The 22951-nt window shown below is 55.4% G+C and carries 21 protein-coding genes; 16 read left to right on the top strand and 5 right to left on the bottom strand.

Annotated features, from left to right (window positions below):
- Positions 1 to 226: 226 nt before the first annotated feature.
- Positions 227 to 973 carry an SDR family NAD(P)-dependent oxidoreductase gene (locus tag A6R74_RS17050; RefSeq protein ID WP_064235655.1) on the bottom strand — a complete coding sequence of 249 codons (747 nt, stop codon included), beginning with the start codon at positions 971 to 973 and terminating at the stop codon, positions 227 to 229.
- Between the two features lie 166 nt (positions 974 to 1139).
- Between A6R74_RS17050 and folK the strand changes: the two genes are divergently transcribed.
- The gene (gene folK / locus A6R74_RS17045) at positions 1140 to 1613 is read left to right on the top strand and encodes a 2-amino-4-hydroxy-6-hydroxymethyldihydropteridine diphosphokinase (RefSeq protein WP_306460309.1); all 474 of its coding nucleotides are present in this window, start codon (positions 1140 to 1142) and stop codon (positions 1611 to 1613) included.
- 72 nt (positions 1614 to 1685) lie between these two features.
- Entirely contained in the window at positions 1686 to 2507 is an 822-nt protein-coding gene (locus tag A6R74_RS17040) for a flagellin N-terminal helical domain-containing protein (protein WP_064235654.1), read from the top strand.
- Positions 2508 to 2533: 26 nt separating this feature from the next.
- On the opposite strand, the gene A6R74_RS17035 is transcribed toward A6R74_RS17040, so the two are convergent.
- A complete protein-coding gene (locus A6R74_RS17035) occupies positions 2534 to 4102 on the bottom strand; it encodes a BCCT family transporter (protein WP_064235653.1) in 1569 nt (522 codons plus the stop codon).
- A gap of 373 nt (positions 4103 to 4475) precedes the next feature.
- On the opposite strand from A6R74_RS17035, the gene A6R74_RS17030 reads away from it, so the two are divergent.
- The 3 genes from A6R74_RS17030 to A6R74_RS17020 are packed head-to-tail and all read left to right on the top strand — an operon-like array spanning position 4476 to position 7165.
- On the top strand, positions 4476 to 5579 hold the full coding sequence (locus A6R74_RS17030) for an ABC transporter substrate-binding protein (protein WP_240488260.1): 1104 nt from the start codon (positions 4476 to 4478) through the stop codon (positions 5577 to 5579).
- A gap of 2 nt (positions 5580 to 5581) precedes the next feature.
- Positions 5582 to 6364, top strand: coding sequence for an ABC transporter ATP-binding protein (locus A6R74_RS17025; protein ID WP_064235652.1), 783 nt, complete (start codon positions 5582 to 5584; stop codon positions 6362 to 6364).
- A 30-nt stretch (positions 6365 to 6394) separates the two neighbouring features.
- Positions 6395 to 7165 (top strand): ABC transporter permease, encoded by a 771-nt coding sequence (locus A6R74_RS17020; RefSeq protein WP_064235651.1) that lies wholly within the window; start codon positions 6395 to 6397, stop codon positions 7163 to 7165.
- A 13-nt stretch (positions 7166 to 7178) separates the two neighbouring features.
- Here A6R74_RS17020 and A6R74_RS17015 read toward each other — a convergent pair whose 3' ends face one another.
- On the bottom strand, positions 7179 to 7925 hold the full coding sequence (locus A6R74_RS17015) for a DUF481 domain-containing protein (RefSeq protein ID WP_064235650.1): 747 nt from the start codon (positions 7923 to 7925) through the stop codon (positions 7179 to 7181).
- A 123-nt stretch (positions 7926 to 8048) separates the two neighbouring features.
- Between A6R74_RS17015 and A6R74_RS17010 the strand changes: the two genes are divergently transcribed.
- The 10 genes from A6R74_RS17010 to urtE all read left to right on the top strand — a co-directional run bounded on the left by A6R74_RS17010 (position 8049) and on the right by urtE (position 20236).
- Positions 8049 to 9803 carry an ATP-binding protein gene (locus A6R74_RS17010; RefSeq protein ID WP_064235649.1) on the top strand — a complete coding sequence of 585 codons (1755 nt, stop codon included), beginning with the start codon at positions 8049 to 8051 and terminating at the stop codon, positions 9801 to 9803.
- A gap of 11 nt (positions 9804 to 9814) precedes the next feature.
- Positions 9815 to 10558, top strand: coding sequence for a response regulator (locus tag A6R74_RS17005; RefSeq protein WP_064235648.1), 744 nt, complete (start codon positions 9815 to 9817; stop codon positions 10556 to 10558).
- Between the two features lie 204 nt (positions 10559 to 10762).
- Positions 10763 to 11761 (top strand): tripartite tricarboxylate transporter substrate binding protein, encoded by a 999-nt coding sequence (locus tag A6R74_RS17000; RefSeq protein ID WP_064235647.1) that lies wholly within the window; start codon positions 10763 to 10765, stop codon positions 11759 to 11761.
- Between the two features lie 148 nt (positions 11762 to 11909).
- Positions 11910 to 12392, top strand: a complete 483-nt coding sequence (locus A6R74_RS16995; RefSeq protein WP_064235646.1) for a tripartite tricarboxylate transporter TctB family protein — start codon at positions 11910 to 11912, stop codon at positions 12390 to 12392.
- 54 nt (positions 12393 to 12446) lie between these two features.
- Complete coding sequence (locus A6R74_RS16990) at positions 12447 to 13949, top strand: tripartite tricarboxylate transporter permease (RefSeq protein WP_064235645.1); 1503 nt, start codon at positions 12447 to 12449, stop codon at positions 13947 to 13949.
- A 493-nt stretch (positions 13950 to 14442) separates the two neighbouring features.
- Positions 14443 to 15804, top strand: a complete 1362-nt coding sequence (urtA, locus tag A6R74_RS16985) for an urea ABC transporter substrate-binding protein (RefSeq protein ID WP_064235644.1) — start codon at positions 14443 to 14445, stop codon at positions 15802 to 15804.
- Positions 15805 to 15897: 93 nt separating this feature from the next.
- Entirely contained in the window at positions 15898 to 17517 is a 1620-nt protein-coding gene (gene urtB / locus A6R74_RS16980; protein ID WP_064235643.1) for an urea ABC transporter permease subunit UrtB, read from the top strand.
- Between the two features lie 3 nt (positions 17518 to 17520).
- Positions 17521 to 18696: an urea ABC transporter permease subunit UrtC gene (gene urtC, locus A6R74_RS16975; protein WP_064235642.1), complete on the top strand. Its 1176-nt coding sequence runs from the start codon at positions 17521 to 17523 to the stop codon at positions 18694 to 18696.
- Positions 18693 to 19529, top strand: coding sequence for an urea ABC transporter ATP-binding protein UrtD (gene urtD / locus A6R74_RS16970; protein ID WP_064235641.1), 837 nt, complete (start codon positions 18693 to 18695; stop codon positions 19527 to 19529). The genes urtC and urtD overlap by 4 nt, the downstream gene beginning before the upstream one ends.
- Positions 19529 to 20236, top strand: coding sequence for an urea ABC transporter ATP-binding subunit UrtE (urtE, locus tag A6R74_RS16965; RefSeq protein WP_064235640.1), 708 nt, complete (start codon positions 19529 to 19531; stop codon positions 20234 to 20236). The genes urtD and urtE overlap by 1 nt, the downstream gene beginning before the upstream one ends.
- A 16-nt stretch (positions 20237 to 20252) precedes the next feature.
- Here urtE and A6R74_RS16960 read toward each other — a convergent pair whose 3' ends face one another.
- Together A6R74_RS16960 and parS are read right to left on the bottom strand one after the other, a co-directional pair.
- Entirely contained in the window at positions 20253 to 20717 is a 465-nt protein-coding gene (locus A6R74_RS16960) for an RES family NAD+ phosphorylase (RefSeq protein ID WP_064235639.1), read from the bottom strand.
- The gene (gene parS / locus A6R74_RS16955) at positions 20714 to 21163 is read right to left on the bottom strand and encodes a type II RES/Xre toxin-antitoxin system antitoxin (RefSeq protein ID WP_064235638.1); all 450 of its coding nucleotides are present in this window, start codon (positions 21161 to 21163) and stop codon (positions 20714 to 20716) included. The genes A6R74_RS16960 and parS overlap by 4 nt, the downstream gene beginning before the upstream one ends.
- Positions 21164 to 21372: 209 nt before the next feature.
- On the opposite strand from parS, the gene A6R74_RS16950 reads away from it, so the two are divergent.
- Positions 21373 to 22734 carry a diguanylate cyclase gene (locus tag A6R74_RS16950; protein WP_064235637.1) on the top strand — a complete coding sequence of 454 codons (1362 nt, stop codon included), beginning with the start codon at positions 21373 to 21375 and terminating at the stop codon, positions 22732 to 22734.
- Positions 22735 to 22951: the final 217 nt, after the last annotated feature.

The following is a 22951-nucleotide window of genomic DNA, read 5'->3' as shown; positions in this document are numbered from 1 at the left end:
CATCATCATTTTTGCTGACGCGAGCTGCCCACTACCTAACCCGAAAGGGTGTTTTTTACCCGTAACGGCTACGGTAGTGGTAGCTGCTTGGAGGATGAGATATCTATGGCCCAAAGCATTAGTTAATTTAGTATAAATGAATTTAACGACAGTGAGTTTAGCAACAGTGAATTTAGTAACAGTGAATTTAGTAAACATAGAATTGACGTTTTAAGGGCAGTGTTTTTCAGGAACCGTAATTTTCCGAGTGACGACCCTCTAGGTTGATGGACTCTCCGCCATCGACAAACAGAATTTGCCCCACCACAAAAGTGTTGTCCAATAAATAGTGCAAAGCTTGTACAAGGTGGTCAGGGGCGCCCTGATGTTTCAGCGGAATGCCTTCAATTCGCCACTTAATATAATCGCTAGTACGCTGGGAGGCAGGCAGTACGACGCCGGGAGCGATGCCGTTAATGCGAATGCGCGGGGCAAACTCTAACGCTGCCATGCAGGTCATTTCCGCCAGGCTCTTTTTCGACAGCAGATACGCCGCGTAGGGATACTGGTGATAGGCCATTTTGTTATCGATGATATTGATCACCTGACCCGCTTGAACCGCCGCGGCAAAGTGGCGCGTAAGCAGCAGCGGGGTAAACATATTGATCCGAAACTGGGTCTCTAGCATCGCCAGTTCGGTCGCCGCAATTGGCGCTGGTTCATAGGTGGAGGCGCTGTTCAGCAGTAGGCTAAGCCCAGGGAAACGGCGTTTCGCCGACTGAACCAAGTCGTTCACGTTGTCGGTTAAAAAGTCGCAGCAAAATATTTCACACTCCCGACCTTTGGCGCGGATACCGCTGGCGACTTCTTCGGCTTCCTCCCGGGAGCGGTTAACGTGGAGGGCGATGTCGTAACCTGCATCGGCCAGGGCTTCGGAGAAGCAGCGTCCCAAGCGGGTGGCACCGCCGGTTATCAGAGCAGCTTGTTGGTGCATACAGCGTTCCCTATTATTTTATTGGTATAGGAAGACTTTCTGCGTGAGTGCAGCGTTTGTCAATAACTTATACAGAGCTTGCACGAAGCGCTAGATTTATAGGTGTAAAAGAAGTGCCCTATTTCAGGGTAGTTCTATCAGACGTCACTTTGAATAGGATGTCGCTATGCCACCTATGTCTTTACCACCTATGTCTTTATCTACGCCTTTCCCTTCCGCGCATACCGCCCCGCTCCATGAGTGTTTTATCTCATTGGGATCCAATATCGACCCCGACCATAATTTCGTTCAAGCGTTGGAGATTATCAGCCGCGAGTGTGTGTTATTGGCATGTTCAAAAGCGATTCGTACCGCGCCGGTGGGTTACCAGCAGCAGCCCGACTTCTTAAACGCCGCACTATTGGTGAGCACGCCGCTTGAGCGTGAGGCGTTTCGCGCCTACCTCAAAGGGCTCGAAGATCGCCTGGGCCGCGTTCGGGGGGCGATTAAGTCGGGCCCTCGCACCATGGATCTAGACATTATTGCGTGGGATGGGGAGGTCATTGATGACGGCTACTTCCATCACAGCTATGTGAGAAAGCCGGTCGATGAGGTGCTGTCGAGCAGTGGCCGTCGCCTTGAGCCACAAAAACGCTCATGATTTTTGCTGATAGGCCGATAGTAGTACTATAGCTGCCAGAAAGCGGGCAGCTACCTGCCCTGGAGGCACGCGGTGTTCAGCCTAAATACTAATGTGATGTCGCTTAGCGTGCAGAATAATCTGCGCGGCAGTCAGCAATCTATGCAGACCGCGATGCAGCGCCTCTCTTCCGGGTTGCGCATTAATAGTGCCAAAGATGACGCTGCTGGCCAGGCGATTGCCAATCGCATGACGTCACAAATTAAAGGCATGACCCAGGCGATCCGCAACACCAATGATGGCATCTCTATGGTGCAGACGGCGGAAGGCTCGCTCAATCAGATTAACGATAACCTGCAGCGCATTCGTGAGCTGAGCGTACAAGCGGCTAACGGCACCAATTCTTCTAACGATCTTGTTTCTATCCAAGCCGAGATTGGTCAGCGCATGGAAGAGATTGACCGCGTTGCCGGGCAGAGTAAGTTCAACGGTGTTGGGCTGTTGAATGACACTAAGTCACTGAATATTCAGGTGGGTGCTAACGTTGGTGATAGCATTGCCGTTCGCTTTGATGCGATGAATTTGCAGGGTTTGGGGCTGGAAGGCCTAAACGTATTGGACGATGGCAGTTCGACGGGTAATCCTATCGATATGGTGGATGAAGCGATCAAACGGCTAGATCAACAGCGCAGCTATTTGGGCGCCGTTCAGAACCGCTTTGAAAGTGTGATTGATGGGCTCAATAACAGCATCGTTAACACTTCTGATGCGCGGTCGCGCATTCAGGATGCCGATTACGCCAAGGAAGTTTCCAGCCTTCTTCGCGCGCGTATCCTTCAACAGGCAGGCATCGCTATGCTGGCCCAGGCCAACCAGCAGCCGCAGATGATTCTGCGCCTGCTGGAAGGGCTATAGGGTAGCCAGCGCTGTAGAGCAACACACTAGTCAATAATGCCCTGTTCGCGGGCCATGGCGTAGGCTGCTTTAGGGCCATCCCACAATGAGGGCAATAGAATGAACGACACCGGGATGGCTGTTATCACAATAAATTGTTGAAGAGCCGAGATCTGCCCTGCGCCCATATATAAAAGTACGGCCGCCATTATTGCCATGGCGATTCCCCAAAAGGCCCGCATATAAGGGCTGGGGTCGTCGTGGCCTGCACCTACAACCGCAATGGCGTAGCTCATCGAGTCGCCGGTGGTGGCGACGAATATCGTCGTCAGCACTAAAATGGCCAGTGTCATCCAAGCACCGCCCGGCAGGGCCTGGGCAACCGTCAACGTCGCGACATCAAACTGGAAGTTATTAAGCGCCTCGCTCAGCTCAATCACGCCAGTCATTTGGTAGTAAATACCTGACCCACCTAGCAGAGTAAACCACACGGTGGTGGCAATGGGGGCTAGAACTGCCACAGCGACGATCATCTCGCGGATGCTGCGGCCGCGGGAAATACGCGCCACAAAAATCGCTACCAGCGGGCCAAAACCGATAAACCAGGCAAAGAAAAACACCGTCCACCACTGCATCCACCAGGCGGGAGCGGTTTCCGCTGTAATGGTGGCCATGGGGAAGAACTCACTTATATAGACCCCCATGCTGGAAAGGTAGCTATTGAATAAAAATAGGCTAGGGCCAAACAGCATAATGACGCCCCCTACTGCCAGTGCCAGGAACACATTAAAACGGCTAAGCAGTTGCATCCCTTTGTGAACACCGCTCATGGCAGAAAGTACGTACATACTGGCTAACACCGCTAATATAACCAATTGGCTGGTGTAGCTGTTGGGCAGGCCGAACACCTCATGCAGGCCAAAACTTACTTGAGTTGCTAGAAAGCCGATGGGGCCCACCGTGCCGGCCACAACCGCTATAACGCAGCACGCATCAATGATGCCGCCCAAGGGCCCGCGCATTAGCCGCTCTCCTAGTAAAGGGTAGAGCAGGGTGCGCGGCTGTAATGGCTGACCTTTCACATAGTGGGCATGGGCAAGCACGATAGCCGTTAACGACCCTAACACCGCCCAGCCAATAAATCCCCAATGCATAAACGACTGCGCCAAGGCGTTGGAAACGGCTTCCGGCGTGCCTGCTTCGCTACTAAAAGCGGGCGGCGTGACGATGAAATGGTAGACCGGCTCCCCGGCGGCAAAAAATACCCCGCCGCCCGCCAGCAGCGTACACAAAATAATCGACAGCCACTTAAACGTGCTCATTTCTGGTGCATCTAAATTGCCGATTTTGGCTTTTGCGGCTGGGGTTATCGCCAAACCCATCGCAATAAAGAACGTGAGTAGCAGCAGCAATTGGAAGTAACTACCCAAGGCTAATGCCGTCCAGGCGAAGCCTTTGCTGATAGAGTCGGCTACCAGCGTTACGTCGTAAAGCGATAGCGCCAGGAAAGCGACGATAAAGCCGATGCTCAAGATTAAAACGACGGGATCGCCGAGCGAAAGCCGCCCAGAACCGTTAACGTCAGGGGCTTCGCCGCTTGTGGCGGGGTGATTCATGGTGAATACCTTGTAGGGGCAGGGCTGGCAAAACAGCAGCCTATCAACGCTTTGTGTTAAGCGGCGTAGTACTAATTAAGTAGTACTAATTAAGACGTGCTGATTTACATGCCAAATAACGGATAAAAAAAAGCGCCATTCAATGAATGGCGCAAGGACAGGAAACTGAACATAGTATACCGGTAATTTAGACTAACGTCTAACATGATTTATTTTGGTGCGCTCTCAAGGTGCAAATGCACCATATTGACGACATAAGGCCAGCGGTTAGTGTTTAAAAAGTTGTCTAATACATTGATAAATAGTTAAAAAACTAAAAATGGCAGCATTGCTGCAGAGCTAAAACATATTTTGTATACAAGGTATGCTCACGATGATGACGCCCGCTTCAATATCCTTTATTTCTACTCTAAAGCCTTCCTTTTCTACTCCAACCCCTGGTCACTCTACTGCGCGCCTGCTCACTGGCTGCGTGGCAGCGTTACTATTAATACCGGCGATCAGCCATGCCGATGACACCCAAATACGTTTTCAATTGGACTGGCGCTTTGAAGGCCCCTCCGCGCCGTTTTTAATGGCTGCTGAAAAAGGCTACTTCGCTGAAGAGGGGTTGGACGTTCAAATCGACTCCGGCAGTGGTTCGGCAGGGGCAATTAACCGCGTGGCGTCTGGGGCCTATGAAATGGGCTTTGGCGATCTTAACGCGCTGGTCGAGTTTCTCGCTGAAAACCCCGACGGCCCCGGTATTCAGGGCGTTTATATCGTTTACGATGGTACCCCCGCTGCGGTGTTTGCCCGTAAAGACCGCGGTATCGAGAGCCCGGCTGATCTGAATGGTAAAACCATCGCTGCCCCCGCCTTTGACACCGGTTACCGCGCCTGGGGCGTGTTTGCCGCCGCTAATGACATGGAAGCTGACGCAGTAGAGTGGCAGAACGTCGACCCCACGCTGCGTGAAACCCTGCTAACCCGGGGCGATGTGGACGCCATCACCGGCTTTTACTTCACCAGCCTGCTTAACCTTGAAGAGCGTGGCATGAGTGAAGATGAACTGACGATTATGCCGTTCCCCGACTATGGCGTGCCGCTATACGGTAACGCGATTATCGCCAGTGAATCCTTCGCCGAAGACAATCCCGAAGCTGTGCAAGGCTTTCTGCGCGCCTTCAATAGGGCCTTGGGCGAAACCATTGCCGACCCTGAAGCCGCCATTGAGTACGTCAAAAACCGTGACGGCTTGATTGATGTGGAGATGGAAACCCGTCGATTGAAGCTTGCTCTGGAGAGTGTCGTTGATACCCCCGATGCCCGTGAGAATGGTGTCGGCGGCGTCGATGAAGCGCGCCTGCAGGAAGCTATCCAGCTTGTCGCCGACGCCTATGATTTGCCCTCTGTGCCGTCGCCAGACCAGGTGTTTAACTCAAGCTACTTACCTACTCAGCAAGCGCGCATGCTGTTTTCGGCTGAGGGTGAATAAGCATGTCGGCAGCGTTCGTCACCTTTGATGACGTTAGCCTGGCCTACGATACGTCGGGTAACGCTATTGAAGATATTAACTTAAGCATCCACGAAGGCGAGTTTGTCGCCTTTGTTGGGCCTTCTGGGTGCGGTAAGTCGACCTTTATGAAACTTTGCACCGGTTTGCATGCGCCCACGACCGGGGCTGTTAATGTGGATGGAGAGCCGGTCACCGGGCCGCTGAAGATCTCCGGCATGGCGTTTCAAAACGCTAATCTGCTGCCCTGGCGCACTACCTTGGATAACGTCTTGCTGCCGCTGGAAATCGTCAAACCTTACCGCCATCAGTTTCGCAAACGGCGCGAAGAGTTTGTCGGCTGGGCGCGCAAGCTGCTCAAGACCGTAGGGCTGGAAGGCTACGAAGACCAGTACCCGTGGCAGCTTTCTGGCGGTATGCAGCAGCGGGCGTCGATCTGCCGGGCGCTGATTCACCAACCGCGCCTGCTGATGCTGGACGAACCCTTCGGTGCGCTGGATGCGTTTACCCGCGAAGAGCTATGGTGTGTGCTGCGCGACCTGTGGGAGGCGCAGCGCTTTACGGTAGTACTGGTGACCCACGACCTGCGTGAAGCGGCGTTTCTCGCCGACACCGTCTACATCATGAGTCGCCGCCCTGGCCGGGTGATTGAACGCCGCCAAATTGAGCTGCCGCGCCCCCGTGCCCTGGAAACCACTTACCAAAAACCCTTTATTGATCTGGTGCAGGAACTGCGCGCCCAGATTGGCGAAGTACGCAGTACTTAAAATTAATAGTACTTAATGAAAGGCGCGCTTATGACGAAACATAACCCGTTAATTGAACGGCTTGCACCGTGGATCGCGGTGGTGGCACTGGTCATCATCTGGGAAGTCACCGTGCGGCTGTTTGATGTGCCCAGCTTTATCTTTCCCAGCGCCTTGGAGACCGCCCAGGCACTGGTGACCTATTCCGGGCCCATCGCCATGCACTCCTGGCAAACCTTCTGGACCACGCTGATTGGCTTTGGCCTGGGCGTTGCCGTTGGGCTGGTGTTGGGCTTTATTATCGGCTCATCGCGCTTTTTGTATAACGCCTGCTACCCGCTGCTGGTGGGCTTTAACGCTATCCCCAAGGTCGCTTTCGTGCCGATTTTAGTGGTCTGGTTTGGGATTGGCTCGGTACCGGCGATTCTCACCGCCTTTTTAATCTGCTTCTTCCCGATTGTGGTCAACGTGGCGACCGGTTTAGCCACGCTGGAGCCTGAAATGGAGGATGTGCTGCGGGTGCTGGGCGCGCGGCGTATGGATGTGCTGCTGAAAGTCGGCCTGCCGCGCTCGCTGCCCTACTTCTTTGCTTCACTGAAGGTCGCCATTACCCTGGCGTTTGTAGGCACGGTGGTGTCAGAGACCGTCGCTTCGAACCAGGGTATTGGCTATCTGATGATGAGCGCTGGCTCGCAAATGCGCATGGGGCTGGTATTTGCCGGATTGCTGGTGATCAGCGCCATGGCCATGGTGATGTACGAGCTATTTGCCCAGTTGGAAAAGCGTATGACCGGGTGGGCGCACCGGGGTCAGAATCGTTAAGCCAGTATTGGGCTTACCAACGATAGAGCAGCGAGGCGCTGGTGGTACTGTCGGTGCGCGCGCTGGTGTCATCGGGTGGCTGGGAGTTGTGCTTAAGTTCGTGGGATAGGCGCAGCGACAGCTTCGCGTTAAGGCGGGCGGTAAGCGCCGTTAGCGAACGGGAGGTGGTGTTCTGGTTGGTATACTCTACCGACATTTCCTGCTGGATATCGGCGTAGTCGGAAAACCCCCAGCGATAATCCAGCGCGGTGTAGGTCACCATCAAGCGTTCATCGTCGTACTCGCGCAGCCGGTCGTGACGATAGCCGGGGCCCGCTTCTAACGACAGGGTATGGGTGTCGTTCTCCAGAATCTGGCGCCCGTAACCCCCAATTGCTGACAGTTGCTGATCATAACCGGCAAAACGATCCTTCTCCCAGCGGGCAAAGCCAAATAGATAGTGCGGGCCGTCTAGCTCATAGCGCTCGCGTCCGGAGATCAGGTACTGCTCGGCGCTGGTTTCGTTTTCTTTACTCACCGTGCGCACTTCACCACGCAGCGAATAGGTGAATTTACCGGTTAGCCATGTCAGCAGCGTTTTACCAATCAGCGTTTGGCTATTGGTATTGCCCGAAAGGTGGGTAAAGCCCAGCTCGGCGTCGCCACTGAACACCGGCGCATCTTCCAGGGGAGGTGGTGGAGCGTAAAACGGGTTGGCATAAGCAGCGCTTAACCATAGTGGCCAGCAGGCCAGCACAATAATCCATCTAACGATTGCCACTACATCCCTCCTTGGTTTCGGCAGAGGCGTATTATATCAGCGAACGATGACACGAGTGATGGCAATTAACGTCGTTTGCTGGCGCGTGCCATAATGGTGCGGTCACGCATTTCGAGTTTAACTATGAGCGTTTCTCGCCCCCGAACATTAGCCGACCTGCAGCGCTGGCGTCGCACCCGCGCAAGGCGCAGTTGGTATAAACGCAGTTTTCGCCTGCAGGTAATGCTGTTAGTCGGGCTATTGCTGGCAGGCATGCTACTGGCACAGGGCACCTATCTCAATCACCGCAAGGCGGAAATTATTAGCCAGCAGATGGGTGAGCGAGCGCTGGCGGTGGCTAAAACGGTGGCCTCGATGCCACAAATTATTAATGCCTTTGCGATCCCCGACCCCGCTTTCATTATTCAGCCCCTCGCAGAGCGCATTCGCCATGAAACCGGCGCTCGCTATGTTGTTGTGGGCAATGCCCAAAGTATTCGCTACTCCCACCCCGTGCCGGAGCGAATTGGTCAGCCAATGGTAGGCGGCGACAATGATCAGGCGTTGATTCATGGCCAGTTTTACGTCTCCGAGGCGACCGGTTCATTGGGCACGGCCATTCGTGGCAAAGCGCCCATATGGGATGAAGAGGGCAATATCATTGGCCTGGTGTCTGTCGGCTTTATGATGGATCGGGTGGCCATGGACGTGGCGCGCTATAACAGCTTTGGCTGGGCGCTGGTCGCACTAATGATTACGCTGGGTTTTGCTGGCGCCTACTGGCTATCGCAGCATCTTAAAAAGGTCATTTTAGGCCTGGAACCCTACGAAATTGCCCGCTTGGCAATGGAGAAAGAAGCCATTTTGCAGTCGATTCACGAAGGCATTCTGGCGGTCAATCGCGAGGGCCATATTACCCTGGTCAACCAGCAGGCGCGTCGCTTTCTCAACTTGGACGATGAGCATGTGCTGCTGGGGCAGCCCATTCGTGAGGTGGTGCCTAATTCGCGGCTACTGGAGGTGCTTAGGCGCGGCGAGCAAGAGTTCGATCAGGAGATGTGGCTGGGCGATCACCCTGTCATCGTGAATCGGGTGCCAATTCTGCACGAGGGAGAAATTGAGGGGGCGGTGGCGACTTTCCGCAGCCGTCGCGAGATCGTTGATCTATCCCAGGCGCTAACCCAGGCCAGCCGCGATGTGGATATGCTGCGCGCCCAGGCCCACGAATTCTCCAATAAGCTCTACACCATCTCCGGGTTACTGCAGTTAGAGCGAATCGAGGAAGCCTTGGCGCTGATCCATCAGGAAACCGCCCGCGCCCAAGCGCAGATGAGCTTTTTAATGCGCAATGTAGCCGACGCCGTGCTTAGCGGCACCCTGCTGGGTAAACTAACCCGCGCACGGGAGCTGGGCGTGGCGCTGGAAATTGATGAGCAAAGCTCGCTCTCCTGCCCGCTAACGCCCACCGGGCAAGAGGTAATGATGAGCGTGGTGGGTAACCTGCTGGACAACGCCTGCCATGCCGCGCTGAATGGGCCGAGTAAAGAGCCCAGCGTTCGCCTGTTTTTCACCGATTTGGGCGAGCAGCTGTTGATCGAAGTGGAGGACAACGGGCCTGGCGTGCCCGCCGAACTCGCCGAGTCGATTTTCCAGGAAGGCTTCTCGACCAAAGCCGGTAAGCACCAGGGCATCGGCCTAGCGCTGGTGGCCAGGCTCTGCCGCCAGCACGGCGGCGCCGTGACCCTGGAGGAGAGCGAGCTGGGCGGGGCGTGCTTTATCGCGGTACTCGACCGCTCGCTCTGCGCGCAGCCAGACCAGCAGCAGTCTCAACAACGCTATCAACAGCGCTCTCAACAACAATTCCAAAGCAGTACCAAAAACAGTGACTACGACAGCTAGGGAGGCAGGCAATGTCTGATGGGCAGTACGGTATTTTGGTCGTTGAAGACGATTTTCGCATTGCCGATATTCATAGGGCCTTTATTGAACAGAGCGATGGCTTTTATGTGGTGGGCATGGCGCGCAACGGTAGTGAAGCCAAGGCCATCATGGCCGAGCAGGCTGCTAGCATTCAGTTAATTTTGCTTGATGCCTACCTGCCCGATGTTGAAGGACTGGAGCTGTTATGGGCGATTCGCCGCGACTATGTGCATGTGGATATCGTTATGGTCACCGCCGCACGGGAAGTGGAAACCATCAGCGAGGCGCTGCGTGGCGGGGTGTTCGACTACCTGATCAAGCCCATTGAAGCCACCCGAATGACTCAGATGCTGACCCGCTTTCGTCGTGAGCGTGAAGCCTTGGCCAACCGGGCCGAGATGAACCAAGACGAGCTGGATTCTGTGCTGGCGCGCATGCAGCCCGGCGAGTCGTCGCGGGCTAAAAACGCCGCTCAGTCTCAAGCCCTGCCCAAGGGCATTGATCGGCTGACGTTGCGCCGGGTGATTGACGCCCTGGCAGACGCTCCCGACTCCCTCACCGCCATGCAAATGGCGCGCACCATGGGCGCCAGCCGGTCTACCGCGCGCCGCTATTTAGAATTTTTAGTCGCCGAACAGGCAGTCAGTGCCGAGCTGGGCTATGGTGATGTAGGGCGACCCGAGCGTCGCTATCGGCTGTTGGAGGCGGCACACAAGTGGCTAGACTCTCTATAAGTGCATGCTATAAATGCATGCCACAAGCAAGTTGGCGTGAACAAAATGAACAAAATGCCCATAAAGAACTTTTTGTCTTTTATGCGCACAAGCTTGTCGGTCAGGGGCATGGTCTTCTAACGTTCGCGACGTGCAGTCTCACAACAAGAAGCGCTACATAGCAACATCATCACACAACAACACTGATACGTGGAGAACGCCATCATGACCTCGCTTACCCTCAAGCGGTTATCTGTAGTTGCGCTACCCCTCGCCGCTTTTGCCGCAATGACGACCGCCGCACAGGCGCAAGAGTGGACCCCGAGCCGCTCTATCGAATTCGTCGCACCGGCTAACCCCGGCGGCGGTTGGGATACCCTCGTGCGCACCATGTCACGGGTGATTCAGCAAGAAGAACTGGCCGACGAGAGCTTTGCTGCGATCAACGTACCCGGTGGCGGCGGTGCCGTAGCCTGGGCGCAAGTAGCGCGCGATGAAGGCAACCCTCATAAGCTGTTTGCCACTAGCCCGCCGATGATTCTGGTGCCGCTGGCAGGCGCTTCGCGTTACGACCACACCAACTTTACCCCGGTCGCGCGGATTAACACTGACTACTCCATCATTCTGGTCGCGGCGGACTCTGAGTATCAGGATCTTGAAGATCTGCTCACCGCGCTGAAAGAAGATCCCAGCTTGAGCGTGGGCGGTGGCAGTGCCCCTGGCTCTATGGATCATATCGCCATTGCGGGCCTTGCCTCTGCGGCCGGTATGGAAGCCTCGTCGGTCAACTACATCCCGTTCTCGGGCGGTGGCGATGCCATGACTAACCTGATGGGCGGCCACATTGAAGCCGTTGTCGGCGGTGCTGGCGAAGCGGTTGGCCAATTAGGCGAAGGCAGCCAGCTACGTGCGCTGGGCGTCTCTTCTGAAGAGCGTTTGGGCGGCGGCTTGAGCGAAGTGCCGACGTATCAAGAGCAGGGCTTCGACTACACCTTCGATATCTGGCGCGGCGTGATGGGCGCTCCCGGTATGCCTGAAGAAGCAGTTGCTTACTACGAAGATCTGTTCGCCGAAATGTTGGAAACCGACGCATGGCGCGAAGCGAGTGACCAACTAGGCTGGATCGACGCCTATCAAAACAGCGAAGAATTTGGCGCCTTTTTGGATCAGCAGCAAGAGCAGTTCAGCGATGTGCTGAGCGAGCTTGGCCTACTGCGCCAGTAACCCTACTCCTGTATAACCCAGCCGCCCAAGTGCGGCTGGGGCTTCCTGTCGTTAACCGTTGGTTGTTAGCTACTAGTCGTTAAAACTGGTTGTTAAGAACAAGCTTGTTAACCGCTGGAGGCGTGTTGGCTCCTTCGGAGAGACTCCTATGACTCGTTTAAATACCAATCAGTGGTTAGCACTGGTATTTGCGGTATTAGCTGCTGGCTATATCGCGATGGCGTGGCAAATCCCTACTTTCCCCCTGCCACGGCCGGTTGATTCTGACCTCTTTCCTAAAGTATTGGGCTTCGCGCTACTGATCCTGTCGGTGTTTCTGTTTTTCGAGAAACCTACCCCGATAGCCGGTGCTAATGAGATAGACCAAGAAGCCACCCAAGGCCCAATGCTGTTGACGCCGTGGGCGCGGGTCATCGTGACTTCACTGGCGATTGCCGCCTATGCGTTTTTGCTGGTACCTCTGGGCTTTGTGCTCGCCTCAACGCTACTCTGCGTTGGTCTGACGGCCTATTACGGTTATCGCCGCCATGGGGTCAACCTCGCTACATCGCTGGGGGTAGTGCTGGCGCTCTACCTGACCATGACGCGGGTGATGGATGTTTACCTGCCCACTGGCGTGCTGCCTTTCTAAACAAAGCCTTGTTAGCAGGTCTTTCCGCTAGCAGTTCTTAAGAGAGTAATTCCCATGGATGCCTTCAATAATTTGATGTACGGCTTTGGCATCGCGCTTGAGCCAATCAATATTGCCTACGTTTTTGCCGGCGTATTTGCTGGCACCATCATCGGTATGCTGCCGGGCCTGGGCCCTATCAGTGCACTTGCCTTGATGATTCCTATCACCTTTGCCATGGAGCCTTCATCGGGCTTGATTTTGATGGCAGGGGTTTACTACGGCGCCATCTTTGGTGGCTCTACGTCGTCGATCCTGCTTAATGCTCCCGGCGTCGCGGGTACCGTGGCGACCTCCTTTGACGGCTACCCAATGGCTAAAAAAGGTCAGGCGGGTAAAGCGCTGGCAATTGCTGCCTACGCTTCCTTTACTGGCGGTACCATTTCAGTCGTCTTTTTAATGTTGGTCGCACCTCTATTATCAAAAGTGGCCGTAAGTTTTGGCCCTGCTGAATACTTTGCGCTTATGGTGCTGGGTTTAACCGCTGTCGTTTCGTTGTCGGACAAGTCGCTGGTTAAAGGACTCATTGCCGCTGTGGTGGGGGTGATTATCTCGATTATTGGCATCGACACGCAGACCGGTACCGAGCGGTTTACCTTTGGTTCGATCCAGCTTCTCGACGGTATCGACTTCCTGGTGGTGGCGCTGGGTATTTTCGCCTTGGCAGAAGTCTTTTATATGCTGCTGCGTGGCGGCGGTGGTAAAGAAATGCCCCGCAATGAGATTGGCTCGCTGAAATTAACCCGTAGCGAAGTGAAAGAAATCGCTGGCCCGATTGGTCGTAGTTCGATATTGGGTTTCTTCACCGGCGTACTGCCAGGCGCGGGCGCAACTATCGGTTCGTTCCTTGGCTACAGCATGGAAAAGCGCATTGCCAAAGATGGCGACACCTTTGGAACCGGCAATATTAAGGGCGTTGCGGCACCAGAAGCCGCCAACAACGCTGCCTGTACCGGCTCATTCGTGCCGCTGCTAACGCTGGGTGTACCTGGTTCAGGCACCACCGCCGTTCTGCTTGGTGCGTTGCTTGTCATGGGCGTTAACCCCGGGCCGATGATGCTTACAGAGCGGCCGGACGTATTTTGGGGCGTGGTGGCCAGTATGTATGTCGGTAATATCTTCTTGCTGGCGCTTAACCTACCGCTGATTCCCTATATCGCCAAAATTCTCGATATGCCTCGCCCATTGCTGCTATCGCTGATACTGATCTTCTGCATGATCGGTGTTTACGGTATGAGCTTCAGCGTATTTGATCTGCTGCTACTGCTTGGCTTTGGTTTGGTCGGCCTGGGCATGCGCCTGTTTGGCTTCCCCGCGGCGCCGCTGATTCTAGCGCTGATTTTGGGCAACATCATGGAAGAGTCCATGCGCCGCGCACTGCAGATCTCTGGTGGCGACTGGACGACCTTTATCGACAAGCCCATTTCGCTAGGCCTGCTGGTAGTTGCCGTGCTGTCACTCGGTCTACCGTTACTGAAAAAACGGCGTAAGAAGATTTCGCCCGACGTGGCTGTTTAGCACCGCCATTTAAAAGGGTGAATAGCGAGGAGCCTTGGTGATACCAAGGCTCCTTTTTTTATCTTTTTTTATCTTTTTTTATCTTTTTTTATTTACCTCTTTTTATCGAGTTTTTTAACTGATAACAAAGAGTGTATTTGTAACCATTAGGTGAGTATTGCGTTATCGGTATGTGTTCAAAAAGCCCGTGTGCTTAATTGGTGCGCCGTATCTTGTTGGTGCATTGAGAGCGTGCTTGGGTAGCGGTGTTGCGCTTTATTTTGGTGCATTCAGGGAATGTTGAAATTTTATGATGATTATTAAGTGGCTGATTAAATAGCTATAAGACCACTTTGTGCCAATCTGGCGCACCCCTTGCAGGTGTTAATGGCTAGTAAATGTATTGGCTAGTGGACGTATTGGGGTAGCTAACACAACAACCCCAAGTGCGAAGCCAATCATCAAGCCTCGGTCATAACAAACCCCAGCCATAAGGGGTGCAAGGAGATTAACAATGAACACTCTCAAACGCTCGACACACCCGCGCCCATTCCTGTCAGGTGGCCGTTTCGCAACGGCTCTGCTGACCGCCGCTGTTATGGGTGCCAGCACCCAGGCCATCGCCCAAGACGAAGACCCGATCAAAGTCGGTATCCTGCACTCACTTTCCGGCACCATGGCGATCAGTGAAACGGTTCTTAAAGACACCGTCGAAATGCTCATTGAACAGCAGAACGAAGCCGGTGGCTTGCTGGGTCGTCAGCTAGAAGCCGTGGTAGTTGACCCCGCCTCTAACTGGCCGCTATTTGCCGAGCGCGCCCGCGAGCTACTGGCCCAAGAAGAAGTGGACGTGATCTTCGGCAACTGGACCTCGGTGTCCCGTAAAGCGGTGTTGCCGGTCGTCGAAGAGCTCAACGGGCTGCTGTTCTACCCGGTACAGTACGAAGGCGAAGAGTCCTCTGAAAACGTCTTCTATACCGGCGCGGCACCTAACCAGCAGGCCATTCCTGCGGTTGAGTACCTGATCAATGAAGTGGGTATCGAGCGCTTTGCGCTGGTCGGTACCGACTATGTCTATCCGCGCACCACCAACCGCATCCTCGAAGCGTTCCTTAAGGATGAACACGGCATCGCGGAAGAGGACATCATGGTCAACTACACGCCGTTCGGCCACTCCGATTGGCAGAACATCGTGGCCGAAATTCGTCGCTTCGGTGAAGAGGGTAAACCCACCGCAGTGATCTCCACGGTTAACGGCGACGCCAACGTGCCTTTCTACACCGAGCTCTCTAACCAGGGGATCGACGCTGCCGATATTCCGGTCGTCGCCTTCTCTGTGGGTGAGCAGGAACTGACCGGTATCGATACCGACCCGCTGGTGGGTCACCTGGCCGCCTGGAACTACTTCATGAGCGTCGATAACGACGACAACTACGACTTTATCGATGCTTGGATTGAGTACACCGGCGACGAAGAAGCGGTCACCAATGACCCCATGGAAGCGCACTACATTGGTTTCAATATGTGGGCTGAGGCGGTGCGTAAAGCGGGTACTACGGACGTCGATGCGGTGAAAGACGCCATTATCGGTGTAACCGTACCTAACTTGTCCGGTGGCTATGCGGCGATGATGCCCAACCACCACATCACCAAGCCGGTGCTGATTGGGGAAATTCAAGACAACGGCCAGTTCGATATCGTTTGGCAAACACCGTCTACCGTGGCGGGCGACGCCTGGTCTGACTACCTGCCTGGCTCGCGCGACCTGATTGCCGATTGGCGCAAGCCGATGGAGTGCGGCAACTTCAACGTCGTTAACGGTTCATGCGGTGGCAGCACCGCAGCAGAAGAAGCCGAAGCGGCACTCGCTGAGTAACGCATAACACCCCCTTGCCGCGCCGTGGTTCGATGGTAAGCGCGGCAAGGAGCACGCTATCTTTCCCTCTTAGATAACCAAAGGAAGAACCCCATGAGGCGTTTCCTTTCCTTGGCGCTGCTCTGTTTCCTGCTGGTGGGGACTACTCTCACCGCGCAGGCACAATCAACAGACGCCGCCAGCAGCTCTAGTAATGATACGGCCGCGCTCGAACTGTTAGAAGCGCTGGACGTTGAATCCTACACCGCCAAAGGCGAAGCCATCACCGCTATCTTGCAAAGCGACGACGAGCGCGCCCGCGACTGGCTGCAGGCCTTGTTGGATGGCCGCTTACAGCGCACCGAAGACGGCCGCTTTGTGCTGGTGCTGGAGAACCGTGGCCGTGACTGGCCGGTGGCCGATGTGCTGACCGGCGAAGCGCTGGGCGAGATGTCCCGCCGCGACCTGGAGCGCGTTGGTATCAATAACAATTTGCGTAATCAACTGCGCAGTGCCATTGCGGTCGTTGACCTCTACTCGCCCAACGTTGAGCGCCGCCGTACATCGGCTGAGCGCTTATTAGGCGAGGTGGACGGTGAGCTAGTGCAGCCCATTAATGAGCTAATCGAGCAGGAGGAAGATGATCAAGTGCGCTATCGCCTGACCCAGGCGGTGGCGATTTATCGCGCTGAAGCGGGTGAAATGGCCGGGGTCGAAGCGCTGGATGGCAGCCTGCACCCACGCTCTCGTGTGGCCTTAAGCCGAGCGGCCAATGGTGATGACCCGGTGGTCGCCAACGCCGCAGCAGCCTCTTTGGCGGGCATCGAGCAGCAGCTCAAAATCAACCGCGGTTTGGAAACGCTCTATTTCGGTTTGAGCCTGGGTTCGGTGCTGGTGCTCGCGGCGATTGGCCTGGCGATCACCTTTGGCGTCATGGGCGTGATCAATATGGCCCACGGCGAGCTGATGATGCTCGGTGCCTATACCACTTGGGCGATGCAGCAACTGCTACCTGGCCAACCAGGATTGGCGTTGATTCTGTCGATTCCCGCCGGCTTTATGGTGGCCGCGCTAGCTGGTGTGGCGATTGAACGCGGCGTTATCCAGTTCCTCAAAGGCCGTCCGCTGGAAACCCTGCTGGCAACCTTCGGTATCAGTTTGATTCTCCAGCAGCTAGTGCGCACGGTGATTTCACCGCTCAACCGTACCGTCATCACCCCCGAGTGGATGAGCGGCTCGCTGGTGGTTAACGATGCGCTGTCGCTCACGCTCAACCGTATGTACGTACTCGGCTTTGCGCTGGTGGTGTTCGCGGGCCTAATGCTGATTATGCGCCGCACCCGGCTGGGGCTTGAGGTACGTGCCGTGACCCAGAACCGCGCTATGGCGCGCTCCATGGGTATTCGCGCCACCCGCGTGGATATCATGACCTTTGCGCTGGGCTCCGGCGTCGCCGGTCTTGCCGGTGTGGCGCTATCCCAGCTGACTAACGTCGGCCCCAACTTGGGTCAGAACTACATCATCGATTCCTTTATGGTGGTGGTGTTCGGCGGTGTGGGCAACCTGTGGGGTACGCTAGTCGCTGGCCTATCGCTGGGGGTTATCAACCAGGTGCTGGAACCCTGGGCAGGCGCGGTGCTGGCCAAAATTATCGTGCTGGTCTTTATCATCCTATTCATTCAAAAACGCCCGCGTGGACTCTTCCCGCAGAAGGGCCGGGCTGCGGAGGGCTAAACGATGTCATTAACGACCGAATCATCGACAAACTTTTGGCTAACACGCCCGTTCAGCGAACGTTCGACGCAGATTTTTCTCGGCGTTTTAGTCGCCGCGCTGGCACTGGTGACGCTGCTACACGTGGCGGTGCCACCGGATAACCCGCTGCATATTGGCGCCTATACGGTCAATTTGTTCGGTAAATACTTAAGCTATGCGCTGCTGGCGGTGGCGGTGGATCTAGTGTGGGGCTATCTGGGTATTTTAAGCCTCGGCCACGGCGCCTTTTTTGCCATTGGCGGCTACGCCATGGGCATGTATTTGATGCGCCAAATTGGCGATCGCGGCACCTACGGCCACCCGGTACTGCCCGACTTTATGGTGTTCCTGAACTGGGACAGCCTGCCGTGGTTCTGGCAGGGCTTCGATATGGCCTGGTTTGCGTTTGCCATGGTGCTGCTGGCACCGGGGCTGCTGGCGCTGGTGTTCGGCTTTTTAGCGTTCCGTTCACGGGTCACCGGGGTGTATCTATCAATCATTACCCAGGCGCTGACGTTTGCCTTAATGTTGGCCTTCTTTCGCAATGAAATGGGCTTTGGCGGTAATAACGGCCTGACCGATTTCCGCGAAATTGTCGGCTTTGACTTACGCAGTGATGCCACCCGTTTGGGGCTCTTCCTGGCTACCGGGGTCGCGCTTGCGCTGGGGTTTATCCTCTGCCGGGCGATTGTTACCAGCAAACTGGGCCGGGTCAGCATCGCTACTCGGGACGCCGAAGCGCGTACGCGCTTTCTCGGCTATCGGGTCGAACGCTTTCAGCTGTTTGTGTTTGTGGTTTCCGCCATGCTGGCCGGTTTGGCGGGAGCGCTCTACGTGCCTCAGGTGGGGATTATTAACCCCAGCGAGTTCTCACCGATTTTCTCCATCGAGATTGTGCTGTGGGTAGCGCTAGGCGGCCGTGCCACGCTATATGGTGCGGTGATTGGCGCCATTTTGGTCAACTACGCCAAAACCATCTTTACCGGCGTCATGCCCGATGCCTGGCTGTTTGCGCTAGGGGCGATGTTCGTACTGGTCACGGTGTTTCTGCCTAAAGGGGTGGCGGGGCTGTTTCGCTATCTCAAACGTCGCAAACGCGACGATACGGCAAATGCTGACCCGAACGCTGATCCCACACCCAAGGAGGCCTCCGCATGAGTTTGCTGCAATCGCTGACCCAGCGTGACCGTGTATTCGATTTCATGGCGCCCCAGGCCTCGCCGGTGGACGTCCGCCACGGCCCGATTCTCTACATGGAAGATGTCACCGTGAGCTTCGATGGCTTCAAAGCCATCAATAATCTCAACCTAACCATCGACGACGGTGAGCTGCGCTGCATTATCGGCCCCAACGGGGCGGGTAAAACCACCATGATGGATATCATCACCGGCAAAACGCGACCCACTAGCGGCAGCGTTTGGTTCGGCAGCCGCCATAACCTGTTGAATATGAACGAGCCCGATATTGCCAGCCTGGGCATTGGCCGTAAGTTTCAAAAGCCCACGGTGTTTGAAGCGCTTTCGGTATTTGAAAATCTTGAGTTGGCCATGGCCGCCGATAAGCGGATCTTCCCTACGCTTACAGCCCGTATGACCGGTGAAATCAAAGACCGTATCGACGAAGTACTGGAAACCATCGGCTTAGCGGAGCTTCGCCATCAGCCCGCGGGGATTCTTTCCCACGGCCAGAAGCAGTGGCTGGAGATCGGCATGCTGCTGATGCAGCGCCCACGCCTGCTGCTGGTGGATGAGCCGGTAGCGGGCATGACCGAGCAGGAGATGGAGCGCACCGCCGAGCTGCTCACCGGGCTTGCTGGAAAGCAGTCCGTGGTGGTGGTGGAGCATGATATGGGCTTTGTACGTTCAATCGCTCGCCAGGTGACCGTACTGCACCAAGGCAGCGTGCTGGCGGAAGGCAGTATGGATCAGGTCTCCAACGACCCCAAAGTCATCGAGGTCTACCTGGGTGCAGACGATGAGGAGGCCGCCTGATGCTCGCGATCGAAAAACTCAACCAGTTTTACGGCGAAAGCCATACCCTTTGGGATCTGGATCTTGACGTGCCCACCGGCCAGTGCACCTGCGTGATGGGGCGTAACGGCGTAGGCAAAACCACGCTATTAAAAGCCGTTATGGGCGAAGTCGCGGTGAAAAACGGCAAGCTGCGTTACACCACTGAGACGGGCGAGATTGAGCTAACCAAGAAAGCGGTGGAAGAGCGCTCGCGCCTGGGCATCGGCTATGTGCCCCAGGGGCGACAAATCTTCCCGCTGCTCACCGTGGAAGACAATCTGCGCACCGGTCTTGCCGCCCGCAGCGACGGGCTGAAGAAAATCCCCGAGCGGGTCTACGAGCTGTTCCCGGTGCTTAAAGAGATGAAAAACCGCCGTGGCGGCGATCTCTCTGGCGGGCAACAGCAGCAACTGGCCATTGGCCGCGCGCTGGTCATTGAGCCTAAGCTGCTGATTCTGGACGAACCGGGGGAGGGCATTCAGCCCAATATCGTCGCTCAAATTGGCCAGGTAATCCGCCAGTTGATCAACGAAGACGGTTTAACGGTGTTACTGGTAGAGCAGAAACTACCTTTTGCCCGCAAGTACGCCGACCGTTTCGTGATCATGGATCGCGGCCGCCCGGTGGCCAAAGGAGAGATCAGTGAGCTCTCTAATGAGCTGATCAAGCAGCATCTGACGGTTTAAGTTATCCACACCCGGTTCAGAGCCTTGAATCGGGTTGGAAGGTTAGCGCCTCGGCCGTGGCGACGACGTGATCAAATAAAGGGTGTGCCGGGTTGAGCATGTAGTTGAGCTCTCTCGGCACCACCACGCTAGGCAGTGCCAGCGCCAGACTTTGGCCGGATGTCAGCCAGCCATCACCTAGCTCAGCAGTCTCTGCTGGCGCTGGCGCTTCCTGCCAGTTTTCCGGTAGATCTTCGACGCCAACGCTTAAAATGCTCTCGGCGGGCAGCGTCAGGCGCAGCAGCGCATAGGCATTTAGCAGGCGATAGCTTTCCAGATGCACCATAATTTCCAATAGCGCCAGCGATTCAGAGCTTGCCACATATACACAGGCATTGCCTGGGCTGTTCCAGCGCCCACCGTAAAGCCGTGCACCTTCGCCATCAAACGCTGTCTCTTGAAACTTGCGCTTCACCAGCCGGTAAGCGGTGACTTCGCTCATACCGAGACCCCGTGCTCCAGCCGCCCTATCAGGTTAAGCACCGTTTGATACTCCGCCGAGGTAGCGCTCATCTCGACCGGCCTGCGCCCCCCCAGCCCGGCATTGGGTTTGAGCAGCCAGGCGCGGGCGCCCTCTGCATCACCCTCGAAAAGATCCAGCGCTGCTTTGAAGAGTTCGGCAAAGCGGTACAGCCGGTCGCTTTCCGCCATCTTGAAACGGCCCGACTTGGCGCGGCGACTCAACGTGGCAGGGGGAATGTCCACGTAACCCGCCAGTGCTTTCTGCTCGATACCTGATACTTTGGCAAGCTGGGGGTAAACTCGGTACTCCACGCCTTCATGCAATAACTCATGCAGCTTGCGGCCACGGGAAGGCAGGCCAATTTGTTGCCAGTAACCCGAAGCTAAGGCTTTGGGTGGTTGGTATTGAGTGAAATGGGCATCCATAGTGACTTCCTCTTTTGATACCTCAGAGATGTATCAATTGATATACAGTGTGTGTTGGCACCCGTCAAGGAATACACATAGTCGAAAAGCCTCTGAGGCAGTGATCAACTAAGAGCGCCTCTATTCACTAAAACCCTGTTCTGTGTTCGGTTATAGGCGATTCTTTGTCTGTAACATGGATGGCTTTAGCAATCAGAATCGGGTGGGGTATGCGCTATAAAGATAAACATCAGCTCGCCGCCGAGTGGCAAACGCTTCTAGAACGCACGCCTAAGCCGCTGCGGCAAGCAGTAGAGACGTTGGTGGAGAGCCACGGTGAACGCTTTGCTGAGCATTTTTATCGGGTGATGCTGGAAGACCCGCATGCCTCGCTGTTTCTGTCTAATGATCAAGTGGAACAGCGCTTAAATCCCTCTATGCAGCGTTGGCTGAAGGCGATGTTTACCGTTGAGCACGCCGATTTTGAAGCTCTGGTTGAGCAGCAGGAGAAAGTTGGACAGGTGCATGCCCGCATCGATATACCGGTCAACCTGGTGCTTAACGGGGCACGCCAGCTGAAGCAGGCGTTTTATCAGCAAATTAGCGCCACGTTTGAAAGCCCGCTCTCCCCAGGCAATGCCTCGGTGTATGTCTCCGAGCATATCGATATGGCCATGGAAATCATGAGCCACGCCTACTCAGTGGCCAGCGACCGTAATGCGCGCACCGAAGAGGCGTACAAGCTATTTTCCCTCACTCAAAGCATCGGTGACGAGCGTGAGCGCCAGCGTTCGGCGCTGCTCAATTGGGAAAATGCGCTGATGTTTGCGGTGGCTGCCCAGCACGATATCGCTACGCTGCCGAAGTTAGCCAATTCCGATTTTGGTCTTTGGTATCTCCATAAAGCGTGCCATGCGTTTGAGGGCGCGCCGGAGATCGCCACTATCTCCCGGCATATTCAGCAAGTGGATCGTGAATGGCTGGAAGTCCTGCTACATGAAGATTCCAGCCAGCGGCTTGAGGCGCTGGGCGAGATTCGAGATGCCACCCGCACAGTGTTGATGCTGCTCGACGATGTACTCGAGCGTGCTTCCGGTTTAGATGCCGGACGCGACAGCTTGACCCGCTTACTCAACCGCAAGTTTCTACCGGTCGTGCTCAGCCGCGAAATCGATATTGCCCGCCATTCGGAGCACTGTTTTGCGCTGTTAATGGTCGATATCGATCACTTCAAGTCGATCAACGACACCCATGGTCACGACGCAGGCGACAGCGTGCTGCAGCAGGTGGCGAGTATTTTTGACCGCTCCACCCGGGGCGGAGATTACGTGTTTCGCATGGGCGGCGAAGAGTTTTTAATTGTACTCGTGGATACCGATCATGAGGGTAGTCGATTATTTGCTGAACGGTTACGCCAGTCGGTGGCTAAAGAGCCGCTGCTCGCGGGCGCGGATACGCTGCTTAACGTGACGATTAGCGTGGGCGTTACGCTCCACGACGGACATCCTGACTATCACCACTCCCTGCAGCGGGCAGACCAAGCACTTTATCAAGCTAAGCGCGGCGGGCGAGACCGGGTCGTGGTGCAGTGATGGTGCTGGAAATGTAAACCAGGCCTGTTAATGCACTTTTTTGGTGCTTTTTTCCTGTCTTTGATCTTTTTTAGTGCGTAAATAGTGCTTAAAGAAGAAGGAGTCTGCCATGTTATTTGGCTTATACCCCCGCTTTGAACGCCCAATAGAGTTTTTCACCATTTTGGCGCATTAATTGCTTCTATTAAGTTAAAGGGCACAGTGAATATCTGTCTGC

It is taken from the genome of Halomonas sp. ALS9, assembly GCF_001651035.1.
GTDB lineage: Bacteria > Pseudomonadota > Gammaproteobacteria > Pseudomonadales > Halomonadaceae > Vreelandella.
Note: the sequence above shows the minus strand (reverse complement) of the source record. Positions and strands in the feature narration are given on the sequence as shown.